Below are 23,063 nucleotides of genomic sequence, written 5' to 3'. Positions count from 1 at the left end.
CTGGTCGCTGATCCTGGCCGTTCTTTACCTTCTTTACCTTTCTTTGCCGTTCCTGTTACTCTTCATGGCAGCGGAGGGGAGTATTCCTCGACAGCCGACCCCGTCATCACGGGTGCCCGTCGTGGCACCCCGGGGCGCTGGCCCGATGGGCGGAAGAGACCTCCGGCAGTGACGATGACTGTCTCGCCTACCTGCCGGAGGAGCAGTAGTGGACGTTTCCATGACCATGTGGGTCGCGACGATCGGTGTGCTGATCGCCCTGATCGTGGCCGATTTCTTCATCGGAGGGCGCAAGCCGCACGAGGTCTCCCTCAAGGAGGCCGGAATCTGGACGGCCGTCTGGGTCGCCCTGGCGGTGCTCTTCGGTGGTTTCCTCTGGTGGCACTCCGGCGGCGAGCCGGCCGGTGAGTTCTTCGCCGGGTACATCACCGAGAAGTCGCTCAGCGTCGACAACCTCTTCGTGTTCATCCTGATCATGGGCAAGTTCGCGGTGCCCAGGATCTACCAGCAGCGCGTGCTGATGTTCGGTGTGATCATCGCCCTGGTGCTGCGGGCGATCTTCATCGCCGGTGGCGCGGCCCTGGTCTCGCAGTTCTCCTGGGTGTTCTTCATCTTCGGCGCCTTCCTGATCTGGACGGCCTGGAAGCTGATCAAGGAGGCCCGGGCGGATGAGGAGGACGAGGAGTTCGAGGAGAATCGCCTCCTCAAGTCCATCACCCGCCGCTTCCCCGCCACCGAGGACTACCGCGGCACCAAACTGATCGTCCGCGAGCACGGCCGCCGGCTGATCACCCCGATGCTGATCGTCATGCTGGCCATCGGCACCACGGACGTCCTGTTCGCCCTGGACTCGATCCCGGCCATCTTCGGCCTCACCCAGGACCCGTACATCGTCTTCACGGCGAACGCCTTCGCCCTGATGGGCCTGCGCCAGCTGTACTTCCTGATCGGGGGCCTGCTGAAGAAGCTGGTCCACCTGAGCTACGGCCTCTCGGTGATCCTCGGCTTCATCGGTGTGAAGCTCGTCCTCCACGCCGCCCACGAGGCCGGTGCGACCTGGGCGCCGGAGATCGGCATCCCGGTCTCCCTGGCCGTCATCGTCCTGGTCCTCGCGGTGACGACGGTGACCAGCCTGATGGCCTCCAAGAAGCAGCAGCAGGAGGCCGAGCGCGAGAAGCTCGACGCCTGACCCGCACCACCCACGAGCCCCGCCGCCGGATCACGCATCCGGCGGCGGGGCTCGGCGCTGCGGGCGTGCGGTCACCAGCCGCGTTCGCGCCATTCCTCGAGGTGGGGGCGCTCCGCGCCGAGGGTGGTGTCGTTGCCGTGGCCGGGGTAGACCCAGGCTTCGTCGGGGAGGGGGGCGAAGATCTTCTCGGTGACGTCGCGGTAGAGCGTGCGGAACGCCTCCGGGTCGCCCCACGTGTTGCCGACGCCGCCGGGGAAGAGGCAGTCGCCGGTGAAGACGTGGGGGTGGCCCTGGGGGTCGTCGTAGATCAGGACGATGGCGCCCGGGGTGTGGCCGACCAGGTGGCGGACGGTGAGTTCGACCTCGCCGACGCGCAGCTTGTCGCCGTCGGCGAGCAGCAGTTCGGTGGGGACGTCGATGCCCTCGGCGTCGTGCTCCCCGGCGGCGGTGCGGGCGCCGGTGGTGGCGACCACCTCGGCGAGCGCCGCCCAGTGGTCGTGGTGGCGGTGGGTGGTGACCACCGTCTCCAGGTCGTCGCCGACCGTCTCCAGCAGCACCGGGGCGTCGGCGGCCGCGTCGATCAGCAACTGTTCGTCGGTGGCCCGGCAGCGCAGCAGGTAGGCGTTGTTGTCGAACGGGCCCACGGCCACCTTGGAGATGATCAGGTGGGCCAGCTCCCGTACGTCCGGCGGTCCGCCGACCTTGACCGCTCCGTGGTACGTCATTCGTCCGCTCCCTCTCCAGTCGCTTCTGGGATCATCCTCGCGCCCTCAGCCCATCGGCGGAAGCTGGGGGAGCGCGGTGTCGGGGGTGCGGCGCAGGTCGGCCCCGTCGGAGCGGCCGGAGAGCCAGGCGGTGAGGGCGCGCTGGGGGCCCTCGACGGTGAGCTCTGCGAAGCTGCGGCCGTCGGCGTCGGGCGTGCTGCTGCCGATCGTTCCGAACCGCCCGGTGTCCTCGGCGTGCACCTCGGTGAGGGGCAGGTCGGTGCCGTGCAGCTGCGCCGTGAGCCGGTGGAACTCGTCGATGGCGAACTCCTCCGGCCACTGCGCCGGGGTGTAGCCGGCGGCGAGGTCGACGTGGTGGTACTCGACCTCCAGCAGGCGCTTCATCGGGATCTCGTGGGCCGGGAAGAGGTAGCCGGTGCGGTGCCTGACCTCGCGGCCCCAGGCTTCGGCGGTCGTCGAGGAAGCCTTGGCGGCGAGCCGCGCGTGGGAGTCGCGCAGGTCGGCGAGGTGGACCTCGAGCGGGCGGGGCGCGTCGCGCTCGATGTCGCCGTCGCGGGCCCCGTCGCTCGCGTACTGGGGGAGGCCCTCGAGCAGGTTGACCAGGGAGTCCGCGTTGCGGGCGAGGTGGGCGAGGACGTGGCCCCGGGTCCAGCCGGGGAGGGCGGAGGGCTCGGCGACGGCCTCGGGCGCGAGCCCGGCGACGGTGGACAGCAGGCGTGCGGTGGCCTCCTCGACCCGGTTCAGCCAGGAGGTGGCGGCGGACTGCGGATCGGTCATGGGATCTGCCTTCGGTCGGGGCGCGTTGCCCACACGGGTTTCACTCGTTGACCAGTCGACGCTATCGCCGAACCACGGCCCTGAGCAGGGGGTTTTCGGTCCGGGTGCGGACGGTCGGCGAGGCGCCCTCACTCGTTCGGGTGGACTCGGCTGGACAAGGTCGATATTCGAACGTCTGAGCTATAGGCTGGCTGCCGCATCCTTGAAGAAGAACACGCACTCAAACGCCAGCTGTCTCGTCCCGGAGAAAGGCGCCAGAAGCTGTGGCCGACCGCCTCGTCGTCCGCGGTGCACGCGAGCACAACCTCAAGAACGTCTCGCTCGACCTGCCCCGCGACTCACTCATCGTCTTCACGGGCCTCTCCGGCTCCGGCAAGTCCTCGCTCGCCTTCGACACGATCTTCGCCGAGGGCCAGCGCCGCTACGTCGAGTCGCTGTCCTCCTACGCCCGCCAGTTCCTGGGCCAGATGGACAAGCCCGACGTCGACTTCATCGAGGGCCTCTCCCCGGCCGTCTCGATCGACCAGAAGTCCACCAACCGCAACCCCCGTTCGACCGTCGGCACGATCACCGAGGTCTACGACTACCTGCGCCTGCTGTTCGCCCGGATCGGCAAGCCGCACTGCCCGCACTGCGGCCGCCCGATCGCCAAGCAGTCGCCCCAGGCGATCGTCGACAAGGTGCTGGAGCTCTCCGAGGGCACCCGCTTCCAGGTGCTCAGCCCGGTGGTGCGCGAGCGCAAGGGCGAGTTCGTCGACCTCTTCGCCGACCTCCAGTCCAAGGGCTACTCCCGCGCCCGGGTGGACGGCGAGACGATTCAGCTCGCCGAGCCGCCGAAGCTCAAGAAGCAGGAGAAGCACACCGTCGAGGTGGTCATCGACCGCCTCACCGTCAAGGAGAGCGCCAAGCGCCGCCTCACCGACTCGGTGGAGACGGCCCTCAGGCTCTCCGGCGGCATGGTCGTCCTCGACTTCGTCGACCTCCCGGAGGGCGACGCCGAGCGCGAGCGGATGTACTCCGAACACCTCTACTGCCCGTACGACGACGTGTCGTTCGAGGAGCTGGAGCCGCGCTCGTTCTCCTTCAACTCGCCGTTCGGCGCCTGCCCGGACTGCTCGGGCCTGGGCAACCGGATGGAGGTCGACCCGGAGCTGGTCGTCCCCGACCCGGAGCGCTCGCTGGAGGAGGGCGCGATCCACCCCTGGTCGGCGGGGCACGCGAAGGAGTACTTCGCCCGCCTGATCGACGCGCTGGCCGAGGAGCTCGGCTTCCGCACCGACATCCCCTGGGCCGGTCTGCCCGCCCGCGCCAGGAAGGCGCTGCTGTACGGGCACAAGCACCAGGTGGAGGTCCGCTACCGCAACCGCTTCGGCCGCGAGCGCTCGTACAGCACGGGCTTCGAGGGCGCCGTCCCGTTCATCCAGCGCCGGCACACCGAGGCGGAGAGCGACAGCAGCCGCGAGCGCTTCGAGGGCTACATGCGCGAGGTGCCCTGCCCGACGTGCCAGGGCACCCGGCTCAAGCCGGTGGTGCTCGCCGTCACCGTCCAGGACAGGTCGATCGCCGACGTCTCCTCGATGTCGATCAGCGACTGCTCCGAGTTCCTGGGCGCGATGAAGCTCAACGACCGGGACAAGCAGATCGCCGAGCGCGTCCTCAAGGAGGTCAACGAGCGGCTGCGCTTCCTGGTCGACGTCGGCCTGGACTACCTCTCGCTGGACCGCGCGGCCGGCACCCTCTCGGGCGGCGAGGCCCAGCGCATCCGGCTGGCCACGCAGATCGGCTCCGGCCTGGTCGGCGTGCTGTACGTGCTGGACGAGCCGTCCATCGGCCTGCACCAGCGCGACAACCACCGGCTGATCGAGACGCTGGTGCGGCTGCGCGACATCGGCAACACCCTGATCGTGGTCGAGCACGACGAGGACACCATCAAGACCGCGGACTGGGTGGTGGACATCGGCCCCGGCGCCGGCGAGCACGGCGGCAAGGTGGTGCACTCCGGTTCGCTGAAGCAGCTCCTCGCCAACAAGGAGTCGCTGACCGGCCAGTACCTCTCCGGCAAGCGCTTCATCCCGATCCCGGCCGCCCGCCGCGACCGGGACAAGAAGCGCCAGCTGACGGTCCACGGCGCCCGTGAGCACAACCTCAAGGACGTCACGGTCGGCTTCCCGCTGGGCACCCTGACGGCGATCACGGGCGTCTCCGGCTCCGGGAAGTCCACGCTGGTCAACGACATCCTGTACACCCACCTCGCCCGGGAGCTGAACGGCGCCCGCAGCGTGCCCGGCCGGCACACCCGGATCACCGGCACCGACCTGGTGGACAAGGTGGTGCACGTCGACCAGTCGCCGATCGGCCGCACCCCGCGCTCCAACCCGGCCACGTACACCGGTGTGTTCGACCACGTGCGCCGGCTCTTCGCGGAGACGCAGGAGGCCAAGGTCCGCGGGTACCTGCCGGGCCGGTTCTCGTTCAACGTCAAGGGCGGCCGCTGCGAGAACTGCACCGGCGACGGCACGATCAAGATCGAGATGAACTTCCTGCCCGACGTCTACGTGCCGTGCGAGGTCTGCCACGGCGCCCGGTACAACCGGGAGACGCTGGAGGTCCACTACAAGGGCAAGTCCATCGCCGAGGTGCTGGACATGCCGATCGAGGAGGCCCTGGGCTTCTTCGAGGCCGTCCCGGCGATCGCCCGCCACCTGCGCACGCTCAACGACGTGGGCCTGGGCTACGTCCGGCTCGGCCAGTCCGCGCCGACGCTCTCCGGCGGCGAGGCGCAGCGCGTCAAGCTCGCCTCCGAGCTGCAGAAGCGCTCCACCGGGCGGACGGTCTACGTGCTGGACGAGCCCACCACCGGTCTGCACTTCGAGGACATCAGCAAGCTGATCAAGGTGCTCAGCGGGCTGGTGGACAAGGGCAACACGGTGATCGTCATCGAGCACAACCTCGATGTGATCAAGACCGCCGACTGGGTCGTCGACATGGGCCCCGAGGGCGGCTCCGGCGGCGGCACGGTGGTCGCCGAGGGCACCCCGGAGCAGATCGCGGCCGTCGCGGAGAGCCACACCGGCAAGTTCCTGCGGGACATCCTGCCGGGGGACTTCGCGGACGCCCCGGTCGCCGCCCCCGCCAGGAAGGCGCCGCGCAAGCGGGCCGTCGCGGCGAAGAAGTAGCCCGTCCACGCACCCCGCCGCTCCCGGGACCACGGGAGCGGCGGGGTGCGTGCCGCATAGACTTCCGTGGTCCCTCGCAGCAGCAACCGTAGGAGCGCAACCGATGTCCGAGGCCCCCGAGACCAGCCCCGCCGCCTCCCGCCGCACCCTGCTCTGCGGGGCGGCCGTCCTGGCGGCCGGCGGCGCCGTGGCGCTCACCGGCTGCGGCTCCTCCTCCGGCGGTTCCTCCGGTGGCTCCTCCTCCGGCGGCTCGGACAAGGGCAGCGCCTCCAAGGGCCCGGTGGACCTCGGCCCGGCCACCGACGTCCCGGTCGGCGGCGGCAAGGTCTACCGCGAGCAGAAGATCGTCGTCACCCAGCCCACCGAGGGCCAGTTCAAGGCGTTCAGCGCCAAGTGCACCCACGCCGGCTGCATCGTCGACCAGGTCAAGAAGCAGCAGATCCAGTGCCCCTGCCACGGCAGCCGCTTCTCCGTCACCGACGGCTCCGTCCAGGAGGGCCCGGCCCCCAGCCCGCTGCCCGCCTACACCGTCGCCGTCGAGGCGGGGAACCTCAAGGTGACCGCGAGCTGACGCAGTTGATCTCCCTCCAGCCGAAATCGGTACGGTGGACCCATGGCTGACCCGAGCACCTACCGCCCGGCGCCGGGCGCGATCCCGACCTCCCCGGGCGTCTACAAGTTCCGTGACGCCCACGGCCGGGTCATCTACGTCGGCAAGGCCAAGAACCTCCGCCAGCGCCTGACGTCGTACTTCCAGGACCTCGCGGGCCTGCACCCGCGCACCGCGACGATGGTCACCACCGCCGCCTCGGTGGAGTGGACGGTCGTCGGCACCGAGGTCGAGGCGCTGCAGCTGGAGTACTCCTGGATCAAGGAGTTCGACCCCCGCTTCAACGTCAAGTACCGCGACGACAAGAGCTATCCGGAACTCGCCGTCACCCTCAACGAGGAGTTCCCGCGCGTCCAGGTGATGCGCGGGGCGCACCGCAAGGGCGTGCGCTACTTCGGCCCGTACGGACACGCCTGGGCGATCCGCGAGACCGTGGACCTGCTGCTGCGCGTCTTCCCCGTCCGCACCTGCTCCAACGGCGTCTTCAAGCGCGCCCAGCAGGTCGGCCGCCCCTGCCTGCTCGGCTACATCGGCAAGTGCGCCGCGCCCTGCGTCGGCAGGGTCACCGCGGACGAACACCGGGAGCTGGCCGAGGACTTCTGCGACTTCATGGCCGGGCGCACCGGCAACTACCTGCGCCGCCTGGAGACGGAGATGCAGGAGGCCGCCGAGGAGATGGAGTACGAGAAGGCGGCCCGGCTGCGCGACGACATCGGCGCCCTCAAGCGCGCCATGGAGAAGAACGCGATCGTCTTCACCGACGCCACCGACGCCGACCTTCTCGCCGTCGCCGAGGACGAACTCGAGGCCGCCGTACAGATCTTCCACGTCCGCGGCGGCCGGGTGCGCGGCCAGCGCGGCTGGGTCACCGACAAGGTCGAGGACGTCGACACCGCGGGCCTGGTCGAGCACGCCCTCCAGCAGCTGTACGGGGGCGACGGCGAGTCCGTCCCCCGGGAGGTGCTGGTGCCCGCCCTGCCCGATCCCGTCGCCCCGATACGGGACTGGCTCGGCTCCCTGCGCGGCAGCCAGGTCGACCTGCGCATCCCCCAGCGCGGCGACAAGAAGGACCTGATGGCCACCGTGCAGCGCAACGCCCAGCAGGCGCTGGCGCTGCACAAGACCAAGCGGGCCTCCGACCTGACCACCCGCAGCCGCGCCCTCCAGGAGATCGCCGACGCGCTGGAGCTGGACTCCGTCCCGCTGCGCATCGAGTGCTTCGACATCTCCCACCTCCAGGGCGAGGACGTGGTGGCCTCCATGGTCGTCTTCGAGGACGGCCTGGCCCGCAAGAGCGAGTACCGGCGCTTCCAGATCAAGGGCTTCGCCGGCCAGGACGACGTCCGCTCGATGCACGAGGTGATCAGTCGCCGCTTCCGCCGCTACCTCCAGGAGCGCGAGCAGACCGGCGAGTGGGCCGTGCCCGAGGCGGAGGACGCCGAGGACGGCCCGCAGCCTGAGGACGGACCCCAGACCGAGGACGGCCCCCGCACCGAGGACGGCCGCCCCCGCCGCTTCGCCTACCCGCCCCAGCTGCTCGTGGTCGACGGCGGCCAGCCGCAGGTCGCCGCCGCCAAGCGCGCCCTGGACGAACTCGGCATCGACGACGTCGCCCTGTGCGGCCTGGCCAAGCGCCTGGAGGAGGTCTGGCTGCCCGGCGAGGACGACCCCGTCGTGCTGCCCCGCGCCAGCGAGGGCCTCTACCTGCTCCAGCGCGTGCGCGACGAGGCCCACCGCTTCGCGATCACCTACCAGCGCGCCAAGCGTTCCAAGCGACTCACCGCCGGGGAACTGGACTCCGTCCCGGGCCTCGGAGAGACTCGCCGCCGGGCGCTGCTCAAGCACTTCGGCTCGCTGAAGAGGCTCCGGGCGGCCACCGTCGACGAACTCTGCGCCGTACCCGGCATCGGACGCCGCACGGCGGAGACTGTTGCGGCGGCGTTGTCGTCCCGTACACCCGCCGCACCCGCGGTCAACACCGCGACAGGCGAGATCATCGAGGACGGGGCCGACGAGGCCGCCGCGTCGGTGGCCGCAGCACCCGCCGGAGCGCCGGCAGCACCCGCAGCACCCCAGAACGCACCATCCCAGGAGACGCCATGACGGCCGACGCCGCCCGTCAGCCGGCCCGACCCGCCACCGCGGCCCGCCTGTCCGGGCCGGGGAAGCGCGCGGCCGCCGAACGCGTTCTCCCCAGCAGAAAGACCGAGAGCGGGGAACCGAAGTGACCGTGTCAGACGTGGCCGAGAACGCGCCGGAGCTGGTGATCATCTCCGGCATGTCCGGAGCCGGCCGCTCCACCGCGGCCAAGTGCCTGGAGGACCTCGGCTGGTTCGTGGTCGACAACCTGCCGCCCGCCCTGATCCCGACCATGGTCGACCTCGGCGCCCGCTCCCAGGGCAACGTCGCCAGGATCGGCGTGGTCGTGGACGTGCGCGGCCGCCAGTTCTTCGACGACCTGCTCACCTCCCTCGACGAGCTGGAGAAGCGGGGCGTGCGCCTGCGGGTGATCTTCCTCGACTCCTCCGACGAGGCCCTGGTGCGCCGCTTCGAGAACGTGCGCCGCCCCCACCCGCTCCAGGCCGACGGCCGCATCGTCGACGGCATCGCCCAGGAGCGCGACCTCCTGCGCGACCTGCGCGGCGAGGCCGACCTGGTGATCGACACCTCCAACCTCAACGTGCACCAGCTGCGCGCCAAGCTCGACGCCCAGTTCGCCGACCACGACGAGCCCGAGCTGCGCGCCACCGTGATGTCCTTCGGCTTCAAGTACGGCCTGCCCGTCGACGCCGACCTCGTCGTGGACTGCCGCTTCCTGCCCAACCCCCACTGGGTCCCCGAGCTGCGCGCCCGCACCGGCACCGACGCGGACGTCGCCGACTACGTCTTCCAGCAGCCCGGGGCCAACGAGTTCCTGGACGGCTACGCCGATCTGCTGCGCATCGTCGCGGAGGGCTACCGCCGCGAAGGGAAGCGTTACATGACGCTTGCCGTAGGCTGCACCGGTGGCAAGCACCGCAGCGTCGCCATGTCCGAGCGTCTGACCAAGCGTCTCATCGCCGACGGAGTCGAGACGGTGCTCGTCCACCGTGACATGGGACGGGAATAGTCCGCCTCCTTCTCGCCGGACGACCCCCCGGCGCAGCCGGTGGCGGGGGAGGAACGCGAGGTGATTCGTGGCGGGAGTGGCGGGATACGGACCCGGGCGGCAGCCGCAGGGCAGGGGAGGTGACCGGGCGGTCGGTCCGGTCCGGCCCCCGGCGCCCAGCCGGCCGCGCAACAGCCCCGCCCGGGCCAACCCCGCCCCCCGCATCACCGCGCTCGGCGGCGGCCAGGGCCTGTCCGCCTCGCTGTCCGCGCTGCGCCGCCTGACCAGCGACGTCACCGCCGTGGTCACCGTCGCCGACGACGGCGGCTCCAGCGGACGGCTGCGCAGCGAACTGGGTGTGCTGCCCCCGGGCGACCTGCGCAAGGCGCTGGCCGCGCTGTGCGGGGACGACGACTGGGGCCGCACCTGGTCCGAGGTGATCCAGCAGCGCTTCACGGGCAACGGTGAGCTGGGCGGCCACGCGGTGGGCAACCTGCTGATCGTCGCCCTGTGGGAGAAGCTGGGGGACCCGGTGGCCGCCCTGGAGTGGGTCGGCCGGCTGCTGAACGTCCAGGGCCGGGTGCTGCCGATGTCGGCCGTCCCGCTGGACATCGAGGCGACGGTGCGCGGCCACGACCCGGCCCGCCCCGCCGAGGTCGGCGCCGTACGGGGCCAGGCCAGCGTGGCGGCGACGCCGGGCACCGTGCAGTCGGTCCGGCTGGTGCCCGAGGAGCCGCCCGCCGTCCCCGAGGCCGTCGCGGCCGTGCGGGAGGCGGACTGGGTGGTGCTCGGCCCCGGCTCCTGGTTCACCAGCGTGCTGCCGCACCTGCTGGTGCCCGAGCTGGCCAAGGCGCTGGTGGAGACCCGCGCCCGCCGCCTGCTCACCCTGAACCTGGCCCCCCAGCCCGGCGAGACGGAGGGATTCACCCCGCAGCGTCATCTGGAGGTCATCGCCGACCACGCTCCCGACCTCGCCGTGGATGCGATCCTGGTGGACGAGCGCGCCGTCACGGGCGGCGCCTTCGGCCAGGCGGACCTGGCCGGTCTGGAGAAGGCGGCCACGAGGATGGGTGCCGCACTGGTGCTCGGTTCGGTGGCCCGGACCGACGGCACCCCGCGACACGACCCGGAGCTGTTGGCTGCCGCGTACGACCGGATTTTCCGGACACATGGAAGGATCGGGCCATGGCGATGACTCCAGCGGTGAAGGACGAGATCAGCCGGCTCCCGGTCACCCGGGCCTGCTGTCGCAAGGCGGAGGTGTCGGCGATCCTGCGGTTCGCGGGCGGACTGCACATCGTGAGCGGCCGCATCGTGATCGAGGCGGAGCTGGACACCGGAGCGGCGGCGCGGCGGCTGCGCAAGGACCTCCTGGAGATCTTCGGGCACTCCTCGGACCTGGTGGTGATGGCCCCCGGCGGCCTGCGGCGCGGCAGCCGCTTCGTCGTGCGGGTCGTCAAGGACGGCGAGCTGCTCGCGCGCCAGACCGGGCTCGTGGACGGTAGGGGCCGCCCGATCCGGGGCCTGCCCCCGGCGGTCGTCTCCGGGGCGACCTGCGACGCCGAGGCGGCGTGGCGCGGGGCCTTCCTGGCGCACGGCTCGCTCACCGAGCCGGGCCGCTCCTCCTCGCTGGAGATCACCTGCCCCGGCTCCGAGGCGGCCCTCGCCCTGGTCGGCGCCGCCCGCAGGCTCGGCATCCCGGCCAAGGCCCGCGAGGTGCGCGGCGTGGACCGGGTGGTGATCCGCGACGGCGACGCGATCGGCGCGCTGCTGACCCGCCTGGGCGCGCACGAGTCGGTGCTCGCCTGGGAGGAGCGCCGGATGCGCCGCGAGGTGCGGGCCACCGCCAACCGGCTGGCCAACTTCGACGACGCCAACCTGCGCCGCTCGGCCCGCGCCGCGGTGGCGGCCGGCGCCCGGGTGCAGCGCGCGCTGGAGATCCTCGGCGAGGAGGTGCCCGAGCACCTGGCCGCGGCGGGCCAGCTGCGGATGCAGCACAAGCAGGCGTCGCTGGAGGAGCTGGGCGCGCTCGCCGACCCGCCGCTGACCAAGGACGCGGTGGCCGGCCGGATCCGCCGGCTGCTGGCGATGGCCGACAAGCGGGCCTCCGAGCTCGGCCTGCCGAGCACCGAGGCGAGCCTGACCGACGAGATGGCGATGAACTGACCGCGGCGGTCCGCAGCGACCGCGGTCCGCGACGACTCACGGCCGGTACCCCGAGGAGGGGTGCCGGCCGTGAGCCGTACCCGGGTCCGGCCGTACTGACAAATTGGTAGAGACCAATGGCCTCGGGACCAACTGCCCGGCGAACCAGGGACGGACGGCCTGAAATGGGGGTTGCGCCGCGCCACGCCCAGTCTCACCAGGCGGCGCGATGTGCCCTCCCAGGCCCGGGAGAGGTAGGGTCATAGGCGGTCGGGGACTTCCCAAATCTCATCCCCGTCGGCTTTCGCGCCGGCGTACCTAACGAGGAGATCGGTTCGTGACGATCCGGGTAGGCATCAACGGCTTCGGCCGCATCGGCCGCAACTTCTTCCGCGCCGTCAAGGCCCAGGGCGCGGACATCGAGATCGTCGGTGTCAACGACCTCACCGACACGAAGACCCTGGCCCACCTGCTCAAGTACGACACCACCCTGGGCACCTTCCCGGGCGAGGTCTCGCACACCGAGGACACCATCACCGTCGACGGCCACACCTTCAAGGTGACGGCCGAGCGTGACCCCGCGAACCTGCCGTGGGCCGCCCTGGGCGCCGACATCGTCGTCGAGTCCACCGGCATCTTCACCAAGGCCGAGGCCGCGAAGAAGCACATCGCCGCCGGTGCCAAGAAGGTCATCATCTCGGCGCCCGCCACCGACGAGGACATCACCGTCGTCCTGGGCGTCAACGACGACAAGTACGACGCGGCCAACCACCACGTCATCTCCAACGCCTCCTGCACCACCAACTGCGTGGCGCCGATGGCGAAGGTGCTGAACGACAACTTCGGCATCGTCAAGGGTCTGATGACCACCGTCCACGCGTTCACCAACGACCAGGTCACCCTGGACTTCCCGCACAAGGACCTGCGCCGTGCTCGTGCGGCGAGCCAGAACATCATCCCGACCTCGACCGGTGCCGCCAAGGCGACCGCCCTGGTCCTGCCCGAGCTGAAGGGCAAGCTGGACGGCACCTCGCTGCGCGTCCCGGTCCCGACCGGCTCGATCACCGACCTGGTCGTGACCCTCGAGCGCGAGGTCACCAAGGACGAGGTCAACGCGGCCTTCCAGAAGGCCGCTCAGGAGGGCTCGCTCGCGGGCGTCCTGGCCTACACCGAGGACCCGATCGTCTCCTCGGACATCGTGAACGACCCGCACTCGTGCATCTTCGACTCCAGCCTGACCATGGTCCAGGGCAACCAGGTCAAGGTGCTCGGCTGGTACGACAACGAGTGGGGCTACTCGAACCGCGTCGTCGACCTGGTCGGCATCGTCGGCGGGCAGCTCTGACGCGTTGGGAGCTGACGTGATGTAGGGGCGAGGGCCCGGACGGCGCACGACGCCGACCGGGCCCTCGCGCCGCGCTCAAGACTTCCCAGGCGGCCCCTGCGCCGTGCCGCCTCTCTGCGCATCCCATCTCCCCAGGAGACCGAAGAACCCGTGAAGACCATCGAAGACCTCGACGTCGCAGGCAAGCGCGTCTTCGTCCGAGCCGACCTGAACGTCCCGCTGGACGGCAGCACGATCACCGACGACGGCCGCATCCGCGCCGTCGCGCCGACCATCGCCAAGCTCCTCGCGCGCGGCGCGAAGGTCGTCGTCGCCTCGCACCTCGGCCGCCCCAAGGGCGAGCCGGACCCGAAGTTCTCGCTCGCCCCCGTGGCCGCGCGCCTCGGTGAGATCCTCGGCCGTCCCGTCGCCTTCGCCACCGACACCGTCGGCGGGAGCGCCACGGCCGCCGTCGCCGCGCTGGGCGAGGGCGAGGTCGCGCTGCTGGAGAACCTCCGCTTCAACGCCGGCGAGACCAGCAAGGACGACGCCGAGCGCAAGGCTTTCGCCGAGCAGCTCGCCGCCCTCGCGGACCTCTACGTCGGTGACGGCTTCGGCGCCGTGCACCGCAAGCACGCCTCCGTGTTCGACCTGCCGGCCCTGCTGCCGCACGCCGCCGGCGACCTGATCGCCACCGAGGTCGGTGTGCTCAAGCGCCTGACCGACGAGGTCGCCCGCCCGTACGTCGTCGTGCTCGGCGGTGCCAAGGTCTCCGACAAGCTCGGCGTGATCGACAACCTGCTGAAGAAGGCCGACCGCATCCTGATCGGCGGCGGCATGGCGTACACCTTCCTCAAGGCCAAGGGCCACGAGGTCGGCATCTCGCTGCTGCAGGCGGACCAGATCCCGACCGTCCTGGACTACCTCAAGCGCGCCGAGGAGACCGGCGTCGAGTTCGTCCTGCCGGTGGACGTCCTGGTCTCCGCCGAGTTCCCGGACCTCAAGACCAAGGCCCCGGCGGACTTCGAGACCGTCGACGCGGACGGGATCCCCGCCGACAAGGAGGGCCTGGACATCGGCCCGAAGACCCGCGAGCTGTTCGCGGCCAAGCTGGCCGACGCCGGCACGGTGTTCTGGAACGGCCCGATGGGCGTCTTCGAGCACCCGGACTACGCCGGCGGCACCTCCGCCGTCGCGCAGGCCCTGGTCGACAGCGACGCGTTCACCGTCGTCGGCGGCGGTGACTCCGCCGCGGCCGTCCGCATCCTGGGCTTCGACGAGACGAAGTTCGGGCACATCTCGACCGGCGGTGGCGCGAGCCTGGAGTACCTGGAGGGCAAGCAGCTCCCCGGTCTCACCGCCCTGGAAGGCTGAAAGCATGACTGACCGTCTCCCGCTGATGGCGGGCAACTGGAAGATGAACCTCGACCACTACGAGGCCATCCGCCACACCCAGAAGCTGGCCTTCACCCTGGCCGACAAGGACTACGAGGCCGTCGAGGTCGCCGTCCTGGTGCCCTTCACCGACCTGCGTTCGGTCCAGACCCTGGTCGACGGCGACAAGCTGAAGATCAAGTACGGCTCGCAGGACATCTCCCAGCACGACTCCGGCGCCTACACCGGCGAGATCTCCGGCCCGATGCTGGCCCGGCTCAAGTGCACCTACGCGGTGATCGGCCACTCCGAGCGCCGCCAGTACCACGGCGAGAACGAGGAGATCGTCAACGCCAAGGTCAAGGCCGCCTACCGCGCCGGGGTCACCCCGATCCTGTGCATCGGCGAGCCGCTGGAGATCCGCAAGGCCGGCACGCACGTCGAGTACACCCTGGCCCAGCTGGACGGCGCCCTCGACGGCGTCCCGGCCGACCAGGCCGAGTCGATCGTCGTCGCCTACGAGCCGGTCTGGGCGATCGGCACCGGCGAGGTGGCCACCCCGGAGGACGCGCAGGAGGTCTGCGCCGCCATCCGCGCGCGCCTGGCCGAGCTGTACGACGCCGAGCTGGCCGGCAAGGTCCGCGTCCTGTACGGCGGCTCGGTCAAGTCCTCCAGTGCGGCCGGCCTGATGGCCAAGCCCGACATCGACGGCGGCCTGATCGGCGGTGCCTCCCTGGACGCCGACGAGTTCGTCAAGATCGTGCGCTACCGTGACCAGGCAGTAGGCTAACGCCGCCGCAGCAACGTAGGCTTTGGGGCCGGACCGCCGTACGCGGGCCCGGCCCCTTCGCCGAAGATACGAGAGAGTTGGTCCCGCCGTGGTTATCGGGTTCTCGATTGCCCTGATCGTCCTGAGCTTGCTGATGATCCTGCTGGTGCTGCTGCACAAGGGGAAGGGCGGCGGCCTGTCGGACATGTTCGGCGGCGGCGCGATGTCCACCGGCGGCGGTTCGGCCGTGGCCGAGCGCAACCTGGACCGCATCACCATCGTGATCGGCCTCGGCTGGTTCGCCTGCATCATCGTTCTCGGCCTGGTGCTCAAGTACAAGAGCTGACGCGGGTCTGACACCCCGTCTCCCGAGCGCTTATCCTGGGACGGTCGGGGGCGCAGGCGATGGTGGCGGACGCTTAACTCCTGCTTACACTAGGACGACTTTCGCCACCGACGCGCACGCGGCGGGTCGGCGCACCAGCACGCAGGGAGTCAGACCGTGGCAAGTGGCAACGCCATCCGTGGCAGCAGGGTCGGAGCCGGCCCGATGGGCGAGGCGGAGCGCGGCGAGTCCGCCCCGCGCAACCGGATCAGCTTCTGGTGTGCCAACAAGCACGAGACCAAGCCCAGCTTCGCGGCCGAGGCGGTCATCCCGGAGACCTGGGACTGCCCGCGCTGCGGCTTCCCGGCCGGGCAGGACGAGGACAACCCGCCCGCGCCCTCGCGCAACGAGCCCTACAAGACCCACCTCGCCTACGTCCGCGAGCGTCGCACCGACGCGGACGGCGAGGCGATCCTCGCCGAGGCGCTGGCCAAGCTGCGCGGCGAGATCTGAGGTCCCGAGCCTGAACGCTGAAGGGCGCCACCGTCGTTGACGGTGGCGCCCTTCAGTGTGCTCCCTCGCTCCCTCAGGCCGAGGCCGGCGGGTACAGCTGCGGCGGGATCCGCTCGGCGGCGGCCCGGTCCAGCAGCCACAGGGTGCGGCTGCGCCCGTACGCGCCGGAGGCCGGGGCCTGGATCTCGCCGGGGCCGGACAGGGCCAGCGCCACGGCGCCCGCCTTGTCCTCGCCGGCGGCCAGCAGCCAGACCTCGCGGGCCGCGCGGATCGCCGGGAGGGTGAGCGAGATCCTGGTCGGCGGGGGCTTGGGGGCCCCGCGCACGCCGACCACGGTCAGCTCGGTCTCCCGCACGCCCGGGTGCCCCGGGAAGAGCGAGGCGACGTGGGTGTCCGGGCCGACGCCGAGCAGCAGCACGTCGAAGGCCGGGACGCCGAGCCGGTCGCCCGGCCCGGCGGCCTTGGCCAGCTCCTCGGCGTAGCGGGCGGCGGCGGACTCCACGTCCGAGCCGTCCGTGCCGTCCGCGCCGTCCGAGGCGGGCATCTCGTGCACCCGCGCCGGGTCGAGCGGGACGGCGTCCAGCAGCTCGGCGCGGGCCTGGACGGCGTTGCGCTCCGGGTCGGCGGCGGGCACGTAGCGCTCGTCGCCCCACCAGAGGTCCAGCCGGCCCCAGTCGACCGCGTCGCGCGCCGGGGAGGCGGCGATCGCGGCCAGCAGGGCGTTGCCGTTGCGGCCGCCGGTGAGCACCACCGAGGCGGTGCCGCGGGCGGCCTGGGCGTCCACGATCCGGGTGATCAGCCGGGCTGCGGCCGCCTGGGCCATCAGCTCCTTGTCCCGGTGGACGACCAGCTGCGGCGTCGCGTTGGTCATGCGCTCCCCTTGGCGGCGCGCTTGCCCGCGGACTTCTTGGCGGGGGCCTTCTTGGCGGGAGCCTCCACGACGGGGGCCGCGGCTTCGGCAGCCTCCGCGGCCTCCGCGGCCTCGGCGACCGCGTGGGCGACCTCCTCGGCGGCGGCGATCTCGGCGGTGGCCGGTTCGCGCAGCCGCTCGACGGGCGTGCGCACGGCCGTGGCGTAGATGTCGTCCGGGTCCAGGCGGCGCAGCTCCTCGGCGATCAGCTCCGAGGTCTCGCGCCGCTTGAGGGCCACCTGGCGGTCCGGCGAGCCGGGCATGGAGAGCGTGCCCAGCAGGCCGTCCGGGCGGTCCAGGGTGATGTCCCCGTCCTTGGTGCGCAGGTGCACCGCGGTGATGCCCGGGCCGCCGGTGACGACCCGCTCGACCGGCACGTGCAGCCGGTTGGTGAGCCAGAGGCCGAGGAGCTCGACGCTGGGGTTGTACGACTCGCCCTCGACCGCCGCGGAGGTGATCTGGGCGGGCCGCTGGTCCAGCGCGGCGGCCAGCATCGAGCGCCAGCCGGTGACGCGGGTCCAGGCCAGGTCGGTGTCGCCGGGGGTGTAGGTCTGGGCCCGCTGGGCGAGCTGGCCGACCGGGGACTCGGCGGTGACGGCGTCGGTGATCCGGCGCTGGGCGAGCGAGCCCAGCGGGTCCTGTGCCGGGTGCAGCGGCGCGTTCTCCGGCCACCAGACGACGGTCGGGGCGTCCGGCAGCAGCAGCGGCAGGACCACCGACTGGGCGTGCGCGACGAGTTCGCCGTGCATGCGCAGGATGACCGTTTCTCCGGAGCCGGCGTCGGAGCCGACCAGGATCTCGGCGTCCAGGCGGGTCTCGGCGCGGGCCCGGGGCGAGCGCCCGGCGCGCTTGATCACCGCGAGGGTGCGCATCGGGTGCTCGCGGGAGGCGTCGTTGGCGGCCTTGAGGGCGTCGTAGGCGCTGCCCTCGTCCGTCACGATCACCAGGGTGAGCACCATGCCGGCGGCGGTGGAGCCGCTGGCCCGGCGCGCCTCCATCAGCGCGGCGTTGATCTTGCTGGACGTGGTGTCCGTGAGGTCGATCTTCATGGCCGGCGCCAGCTCCTGCCGTCTCGTGCGAGCATCTCGTCCGCCTCGGTGGGACCCCAGGTCCCGGCCGCGTACTGGGCGGGCTTGCCGTGGGTGTCCCAGTACCGCTCGATCGGGTCGAGGATCTGCCAGGAGAGCTCGACCTCCTGGTGACGCGGGAAGAGGTTGGCGTCGCCGAGCAGCACGTCCAGGATGAGCCGCTCGTACGCCTCCGGGCTGGACTCGGTGAAGGACTCGCCGTAGGCGAAGTCCATCGTGACGTCGCGGACCTCGAAGGAGGTGCCCGGCACCTTGGAACCGAAGCGAACCGTCACGCCCTCGTCCGGCTGGACCCGGATGACCAGGGCGTTCTGCCCCAGCTCCTCGGTCGCGTACGAGTCGAAGGGCAGGTACGGGGCGCGCTGGAAGACCACCGCGATCTCGGTGACCCGGCGGCCCAGCCGCTTGCCGGTGCGCAGGTAGAACGGGACGCCCGCCCAGCGGCGGTTGTTGATCTCCAGCTTGATGGCCGCGTAGGTGTCGGTCTTGGAGTCGGGGTCGATGCCGTCCTCGTCCAGGTAGCCCGCCACCTCCTCCCCGCCCTGCCAGCCGGCCGCGTACTGGCCGCGCACGGTGTGCTTGCCCAGGTCGGCCGGGAGCTTGACGGCGCTGAGCACCTTGAGCTTCTCGGCCACCAGCGCCTTGGGGTGGAAGGAGGCCGGCTCCTCGATGGCGGTGAGCGCCATCAGCTGGAGCAGGTGGTTCTGGATGACGTCGCGGGCGGAGCCGATGCCGTCGTAGTAGCCGGCGCGGCCGCCGATGCCGATGTCCTCGGCCATCGTGATCTGCACGTGGTCGACGTACGACCGGTTCCAGATCGGCTCGAACATCTGGTTGGCGAAGCGCAGCGCCAGGATGTTCTGGACCGTCTCCTTGCCCAGGTAGTGGTCGATCCGGAAGACCTCGTCCCGGGGGAAGACCTCGTGGACGACCTTGTTGAGCTCCTGAGCGCTCTCCAGGTCGTGGCCGAAGGGCTTCTCGATGACCGCGCGGCGCCAGGAGCCCTGCGGAGGGTCGGCCAGGCCGTGCTTCTTGAGCTGCTGGACGACGGTGGGGAAGAACTTCGGCGGGACGGACAGGTAGAAGGCGAAGTTGCCGCCGGTGCCCTGGGCCTTGTCCAGCTCCTCGATGGTCTCGCGGAGCTTGTCGAAGGCATCGTCGTCGTCGAAGGTTCCGTGGACGAACCGCATGCCCTTGGCGAGCTGCTGCCAGACCTCCTCCCGGAACGGGGTCCGGGCGTGGTCGCGGACGGCGTCGTGGACCTCCTTGGCGAAGTCCTCGTCGTCCCACTCGCGGCGGGCGAAGCCGACCAGCGAGAAGCCCGGCGGGAGCAGGCCCCGGTTGGCCAGGTCGTAGACGGCCGGCATGAGCTTCTTGCGGGACAGGTCGCCGGTGACGCCGAAGATCACCAGGCCCGACGGCCCCGCGATGCGCGGGAGCCGGCGGTCGGTGGGGTCGCGCAGCGGGTTGGCGGGCGCCGGCGGGGCGTCGCCCGCGTCTGACTCGGCCGTCAACTCGGGGAAGTCAGTGCTCACTTGATGTGCTCCACTTTCGTGCGGCGGATGTGTGAGCGGGGATCACTTCTCGTCGGCGAACGAGGCCAGCGAGGCGGTGACGGTGTCCAGCAGCTCCTGCCAGGACTGCTCGAACTTCTGCACGCCCTCGTCCTCCAGGACCTGGACGACGTCGTCGTAGTCCACGCCGGCCGCGGCCACGGCGTCCAGCGCGGCCTTGGCGTCCGCGTAGTTGGGGACGATGGTGTTGCCGGTGATCTCGCCGTGGTCGGCGGTGGCCTCCAGGGTGGCCTCGGGCATGGTGTTGACGGTGCCGGGGGCGACCAGCTCGGTGACGTACAGGGTGTCCGGCAGGGCCGGGTCCTTGACGCCGGTGGAGGCCCACAGCGGGCGCTGGGTCTTGGCGCCGGCGGCCTCCAGGGCCGTCCAGCGGGCGTTGCCGGCCTTCTGGCCGTCGACGCTGCCGAAGACCTCCTCGTACGCCTCGTAGGCGAGGCGGGCGTTGGCCAGGGCGGCCTTGCCGCGCAGCTCCTTGGCCTCGCCGCCGATGGCGTCCAGGCGCTTGTCGATCTCGGTGTCGACGCGGGAGACGAAGAAGGAGGCGACCGACTCGATCTGGGAAAGGTCCAGGCCCTTGGCCTTGGCGGCCTCGAGACCGGTCAGGTAGGCGTCGATGACGGCCTTGTAGCGCTCGAGCGAGAAGATCAGCGTGACGTTGACGCTGATGCCCTTGCCGATGACCTCGCTGATCGCGGGCAGGCCGGCCTTGGTGGCGGGGATCTTGATGAAGACGTTCGGGCGGTCGACCAGCCACCACAGCTGCTTGGCCTCGGCCACGGTCGGGGCGGTCTCGTGCGCCAGGCGCGGGTCGACCTCGATGGAGACGCGGCCGTCGCGGCCGTTGGAGGCGTCGTAGACCGGGCGCAGGACGTCGGCGGCGTCGCGCACGTCCGAGGTGGTGATCATGCGGATCGCCTCGTCGGTGGTGACCTTGCGGACGGCGAGATCGCGGAGCTGGCCGTCGTAGGAGCTGTCGCCGCTGCCGGCGATGGCCTTCTGGAAGATCGTCGGGTTGGTGGTGACACCCACCACGTGCTTGTTCTGCACCAGCTCGGCCAGGTTGCCGGAGTTGAGCCTGGTCCGGCTCAGGTCGTCCAGCCAGATCGCAACGCCTTCGTCGCTGAGGCGCTTCAGTGCGTCAGTCATGGTGCTCAGTCCTTCTTCTTGTGCTGCTGTGTGGGGTGGTCCAGAGGGGGCCGGGCCCTCGACGTGCGGGTCTCGGGCCCGGCCGGGGGGAGCGTCAGCGGTTGACGGCTTCCAGGGAGCGCAGGGCGTTGTGGGCCTCGGCCACGACGCGCTCGGCGGTGATGCCGAACTCCTCGAACAGCACCTTGTAGTCGGCGGAGGCGCCGAAGTGCTCCAGCGAGACGATCCGGCCGTGGTCGCCGACCAGCTCGCGCCAGCCCTGGGCGATACCGGCCTCGACGGAGACGCGGGCCTTGACGGACGGCGGCAGGACGCTGTCGCGGTACGCCTGGTCCTGCTCCTGGAACCACTCGAAGGACGGGACGGAGACCACGCGGGTGGCGATGCCCTCGGCCTCCAGCGCCTCGCGGGCCTGGACGGCCAGCTGCACCTCGGAGCCGGTGCCCAGCAGGATGACCTGCGGGTCGCCGGTGGACGCCTCGGCCAGCACGTACGCGCCCTTGGCGGTGCCCTCGGCGGAGCCGAAGACCTCGCGGTCGAAGGTCGGGACGTTCTGGCGGGTGAGCGCCAGGCCGACCGGGCCGGGGTGGGTGGTCTGGCGCTCGATGACGGTGCGCCAGGCGACGGCCGTCTCGTTGGCGTCGGCCGGGCGGACCATGGCCAGGCCCGGGATGGCGCGCAGCGAGGCCATGTGCTCGACCGGCTGGTGCGTCGGGCCGTCCTCGCCGAGGCCGATGGAGTCGTGCGTCCAGACGTAGGTGACCGGCAGCTTCATCAGCGCGGCCAGGCGCACGGCCGGGCGCATGTAGTCGGCGAAGACGAGGAAGGTGCCGCCGTAGACGCGGGTCCTCCCGTGCAGGGCGATGCCGTTCATCGTCGAGCCCATGGCGTGCTCGCGGATGCCGAAGTGGATCGTCCGGCCGTACGGGCTCGCCGACTTGAGCGGGTTGCCCTCGGGGAGGAAGGAGCTGTCCTCGTCGATGGTGGTGAGGTTGGACTCGGCGAGGTCGGCCGAGCCGCCCCACAGCTCCGGGATCACCGCGCCGAGGGCCTTGAGGGTCTCGCCGGACGCCTTGCGGGTGGCGACGTCCTTGCCGGCGGGGAAGGACGGGACGGACTTCTTCCAGCCCTCGGGCAGCTCGCCGGCCGAGATGCGGTCGAACTCGGCGGCGCGCTGCGGGTTGGCGGCGCGCCAGGCGTCGAAGCCCTGCTGCCACTGGTCGCGGTACGCCTTGCCGCGGGTGATGACCTGGCGGGCGTGCTCGATGACCTGGTCGGAGACCTCGAAGGTCTTCTCCGGGTCGAAGCCCAGGACCTTCTTGGTGGCGGCGATCTCGGCGGCGCCGAGCGCGGAGCCGTGGGCCTTGGCGGTGTTCTGCGCGTCCGGGGCCGGCCAGGCGATGATCGTACGCATCGCGATCATCGACGGGCGCGAGGTCTCGGCCTTGGCGGCGTCGAGGGCGGCCGCGAGGGCGGCCACGTCGATGTCGCCGTTGTCCTTCGGGGTGACGCGCTGGACGTGCCAGCCGTACGCCTCGTAGCGCTTGAGGACGTCCTCGGAGAAGGCCGTCTCGGTGTCGCCCTCGATCGAGATGTGGTTGTCGTCGTAGACGGCGACCAGGTTGCCCAGCTTCTGGTGCCCGGCCAGCGAGGACGCCTCCGCGGAGATGCCCTCCTCCAGGTCGCCGTCGGAGACGATGGCCCAGATGGTGTGGTCGAACGGGGACTCGCCGGCCGGGGCCTGCGGGTCGAACAGGCCGCGCTCGTAACGGGCGGCCATCGCCATGCCGACCGCGTTGGCGATGCCCTGGCCGAGCGGGCCGGTGGTGGTCTCCACGCCCGCGGTGTGGCCGTGCTCGGGGTGGCCGGGGGTGCGGCTGCCCGCGACGCGGAAAGCCTTGAGGTCGTCCAGCTCCAGGCCGTAGCCCGACAGGTAGAGCTGGGTGTACAGCGTCAGGCTGGTGTGCCCGGGGGAGAGGACGAAGCGGTCGCGGCCGACCCAGGAGGGGTCGGTGGGGTCGTGGCGCAGGAAGCGCTGGAAGATCAGGTACGCGGCCGGGGCCAGCGACATGGCCGTCCCGGGGTGTCCGTTGCCGACCTTCTGCACGGCGTCCATGGCCAGGACTCGGGCCGTGTCAACCGTACGGTCGTCCAGATCGGTCCACTCGAATGCGTTCGTCGGCGCAGTGCTCACCCTGTCTCAGGGCTCCTTCCATTGTGAAGAGTGACCCCGTGAATGGGGACCGGGTCGGCCACGGCGCTGTGGTCCCGACGCTGGGTGGTGCCGGTCACGGAGGGTAGATCCCGCTTCTGCCAGGGAGCCTACCGTC

The 23,063-nt window shown here is 71.2% G+C and carries 19 protein-coding genes; 12 read left to right on the top strand and 7 right to left on the bottom strand.

Features of this window, described 5'->3' with window-relative positions; all coding sequences use genetic code 11:
* The first annotated feature begins 208 nt into the window (after window positions 1-208).
* Window positions 209-1,189, top strand: coding sequence for a TerC family protein (locus IH61_RS0104810; RefSeq protein WP_031065382.1), 981 nt, complete (start codon window positions 209-211; stop codon window positions 1,187-1,189).
* A gap of 71 nt (window positions 1,190-1,260) precedes the next feature.
* Here IH61_RS0104810 and IH61_RS0104805 read toward each other — a convergent pair whose 3' ends face one another.
* Both IH61_RS0104805 and IH61_RS0104800 read right to left on the bottom strand, forming a co-directional pair.
* Complete coding sequence (locus IH61_RS0104805) at window positions 1,261-1,914, bottom strand: MBL fold metallo-hydrolase (protein ID WP_031065377.1); 654 nt, start codon at window positions 1,912-1,914, stop codon at window positions 1,261-1,263.
* Between the two features lie 45 nt (window positions 1,915-1,959).
* Window positions 1,960-2,691 (bottom strand): maleylpyruvate isomerase family mycothiol-dependent enzyme, encoded by a 732-nt coding sequence (locus IH61_RS0104800; RefSeq protein ID WP_051836261.1) that lies wholly within the window; start codon window positions 2,689-2,691, stop codon window positions 1,960-1,962.
* A 263-nt stretch (window positions 2,692-2,954) separates the two neighbouring features.
* On the opposite strand from IH61_RS0104800, the gene uvrA reads away from it, so the two are divergent.
* The 11 genes from uvrA (at window position 2,955) to IH61_RS0104740 (ending at window position 16,015) form a co-directional block, all read left to right on the top strand.
* Window positions 2,955-5,867 (top strand): excinuclease ABC subunit UvrA, encoded by a 2,913-nt coding sequence (uvrA, locus tag IH61_RS0104795; RefSeq protein ID WP_031065371.1) that lies wholly within the window; start codon window positions 2,955-2,957, stop codon window positions 5,865-5,867.
* A gap of 103 nt (window positions 5,868-5,970) precedes the next feature.
* Window positions 5,971-6,438: a Rieske (2Fe-2S) protein gene (locus IH61_RS0104790; RefSeq protein WP_031065368.1), complete on the top strand. Its 468-nt coding sequence runs from the start codon at window positions 5,971-5,973 to the stop codon at window positions 6,436-6,438.
* A 42-nt stretch (window positions 6,439-6,480) separates the two neighbouring features.
* Window positions 6,481-8,580: an excinuclease ABC subunit UvrC gene (gene uvrC / locus IH61_RS0104785; RefSeq protein WP_078910833.1), complete on the top strand. Its 2,100-nt coding sequence runs from the start codon at window positions 6,481-6,483 to the stop codon at window positions 8,578-8,580.
* 121 nt (window positions 8,581-8,701) lie between these two features.
* The gene (rapZ, locus tag IH61_RS0104775; protein ID WP_037971641.1) at window positions 8,702-9,586 is read left to right on the top strand and encodes an RNase adapter RapZ; all 885 of its coding nucleotides are present in this window, start codon (window positions 8,702-8,704) and stop codon (window positions 9,584-9,586) included.
* 76 nt (window positions 9,587-9,662) lie between these two features.
* Window positions 9,663-10,760, top strand: coding sequence for a uridine diphosphate-N-acetylglucosamine-binding protein YvcK (locus IH61_RS0104770; protein ID WP_031065355.1), 1,098 nt, complete (start codon window positions 9,663-9,665; stop codon window positions 10,758-10,760).
* Window positions 10,751-11,731, top strand: coding sequence for a DNA-binding protein WhiA (whiA, locus tag IH61_RS0104765; protein ID WP_030238424.1), 981 nt, complete (start codon window positions 10,751-10,753; stop codon window positions 11,729-11,731). The genes IH61_RS0104770 and whiA overlap by 10 nt, the downstream gene beginning before the upstream one ends.
* 316 nt (window positions 11,732-12,047) lie before the next feature.
* Window positions 12,048-13,055: a type I glyceraldehyde-3-phosphate dehydrogenase gene (gap, locus tag IH61_RS0104760; RefSeq protein WP_031065352.1), complete on the top strand. Its 1,008-nt coding sequence runs from the start codon at window positions 12,048-12,050 to the stop codon at window positions 13,053-13,055.
* Between the two features lie 150 nt (window positions 13,056-13,205).
* Window positions 13,206-14,408, top strand: a complete 1,203-nt coding sequence (locus IH61_RS0104755; RefSeq protein WP_031065351.1) for a phosphoglycerate kinase — start codon at window positions 13,206-13,208, stop codon at window positions 14,406-14,408.
* Between the two features lie 4 nt (window positions 14,409-14,412).
* The gene (gene tpiA / locus IH61_RS0104750; protein WP_031065349.1) at window positions 14,413-15,198 is read left to right on the top strand and encodes a triose-phosphate isomerase; all 786 of its coding nucleotides are present in this window, start codon (window positions 14,413-14,415) and stop codon (window positions 15,196-15,198) included.
* 88 nt (window positions 15,199-15,286) lie between these two features.
* Complete coding sequence (gene secG, locus IH61_RS0104745; protein ID WP_031065347.1) at window positions 15,287-15,523, top strand: preprotein translocase subunit SecG; 237 nt, start codon at window positions 15,287-15,289, stop codon at window positions 15,521-15,523.
* A 204-nt stretch (window positions 15,524-15,727) separates the two neighbouring features.
* A complete protein-coding gene (locus tag IH61_RS0104740; RefSeq protein WP_031065345.1) occupies window positions 15,728-16,015 on the top strand; it encodes an RNA polymerase-binding protein RbpA in 288 nt (95 codons plus the stop codon).
* 73 nt (window positions 16,016-16,088) lie between these two features.
* Here the strand turns inward: IH61_RS0104740 and pgl are convergent, their stop codons facing one another.
* The 5 genes from pgl to tkt form a co-directional block, all read right to left on the bottom strand.
* Entirely contained in the window at window positions 16,089-16,886 is a 798-nt protein-coding gene (gene pgl / locus IH61_RS0104735; RefSeq protein ID WP_031065343.1) for a 6-phosphogluconolactonase, read from the bottom strand.
* A complete protein-coding gene (opcA, locus tag IH61_RS0104730; protein WP_031065340.1) occupies window positions 16,883-17,974 on the bottom strand; it encodes a glucose-6-phosphate dehydrogenase assembly protein OpcA in 1,092 nt (363 codons plus the stop codon). Before opcA ends, pgl begins: the two co-directional genes overlap by 4 nt.
* Window positions 17,971-19,527 carry a glucose-6-phosphate dehydrogenase gene (gene zwf / locus IH61_RS0104725; RefSeq protein ID WP_051836291.1) on the bottom strand — a complete coding sequence of 519 codons (1,557 nt, stop codon included), beginning with the start codon at window positions 19,525-19,527 and terminating at the stop codon, window positions 17,971-17,973. Before zwf ends, opcA begins: the two co-directional genes overlap by 4 nt.
* A gap of 63 nt (window positions 19,528-19,590) precedes the next feature.
* Complete coding sequence (gene tal, locus IH61_RS0104720; protein ID WP_031065335.1) at window positions 19,591-20,733, bottom strand: transaldolase; 1,143 nt, start codon at window positions 20,731-20,733, stop codon at window positions 19,591-19,593.
* Between the two features lie 94 nt (window positions 20,734-20,827).
* Window positions 20,828-22,927 (bottom strand): transketolase, encoded by a 2,100-nt coding sequence (gene tkt, locus IH61_RS0104715; protein WP_031065332.1) that lies wholly within the window; start codon window positions 22,925-22,927, stop codon window positions 20,828-20,830.
* Window positions 22,928-23,063: the final 136 nt, after the last annotated feature.

Origin of the sequence: Streptomyces sp. NRRL WC-3742, from assembly GCF_000720635.1 — a bacterium.
Taxonomy (GTDB): domain Bacteria; phylum Actinomycetota; class Actinomycetes; order Streptomycetales; family Streptomycetaceae; genus Kitasatospora.
The sequence above is the reverse complement of the archived record's forward strand: the minus strand, read 5'-3'. Positions and strand labels throughout refer to the sequence as shown.

Bases quoted from the DNA above. Each gene is read 5' to 3' on its own strand.
- IH61_RS0104805 (WP_031065377.1), bottom strand. From the start codon at position 1,914: ATGACGTACCACGGAGCGGTCAAGGTCGGCGGACCGCCGGACGTACGG.
- IH61_RS0104800 (WP_051836261.1), bottom strand. From the start codon at position 2,691: ATGACCGATCCGCAGTCCGCCGCCACCTCCTGGCTGAACCGGGTCGAG.
- IH61_RS0104790 (WP_031065368.1), top strand. From the start codon at position 5,971: ATGTCCGAGGCCCCCGAGACCAGCCCCGCCGCCTCCCGCCGCACCCTG.
- uvrC (WP_078910833.1), top strand. From the start codon at position 6,481: ATGGCTGACCCGAGCACCTACCGCCCGGCGCCGGGCGCGATCCCGACC.
- whiA (WP_030238424.1), top strand. From the start codon at position 10,751: ATGGCGATGACTCCAGCGGTGAAGGACGAGATCAGCCGGCTCCCGGTC.
- tpiA (WP_031065349.1), top strand. From the start codon at position 14,413: ATGACTGACCGTCTCCCGCTGATGGCGGGCAACTGGAAGATGAACCTC.
- IH61_RS0104740 (WP_031065345.1), top strand. From the start codon at position 15,728: ATGGGCGAGGCGGAGCGCGGCGAGTCCGCCCCGCGCAACCGGATCAGC.
- pgl (WP_031065343.1), bottom strand. From the start codon at position 16,886: ATGACCAACGCGACGCCGCAGCTGGTCGTCCACCGGGACAAGGAGCTG.
- opcA (WP_031065340.1), bottom strand. From the start codon at position 17,974: ATGAAGATCGACCTCACGGACACCACGTCCAGCAAGATCAACGCCGCG.
- tal (WP_031065335.1), bottom strand. From the start codon at position 20,733: ATGACTGACGCACTGAAGCGCCTCAGCGACGAAGGCGTTGCGATCTGG.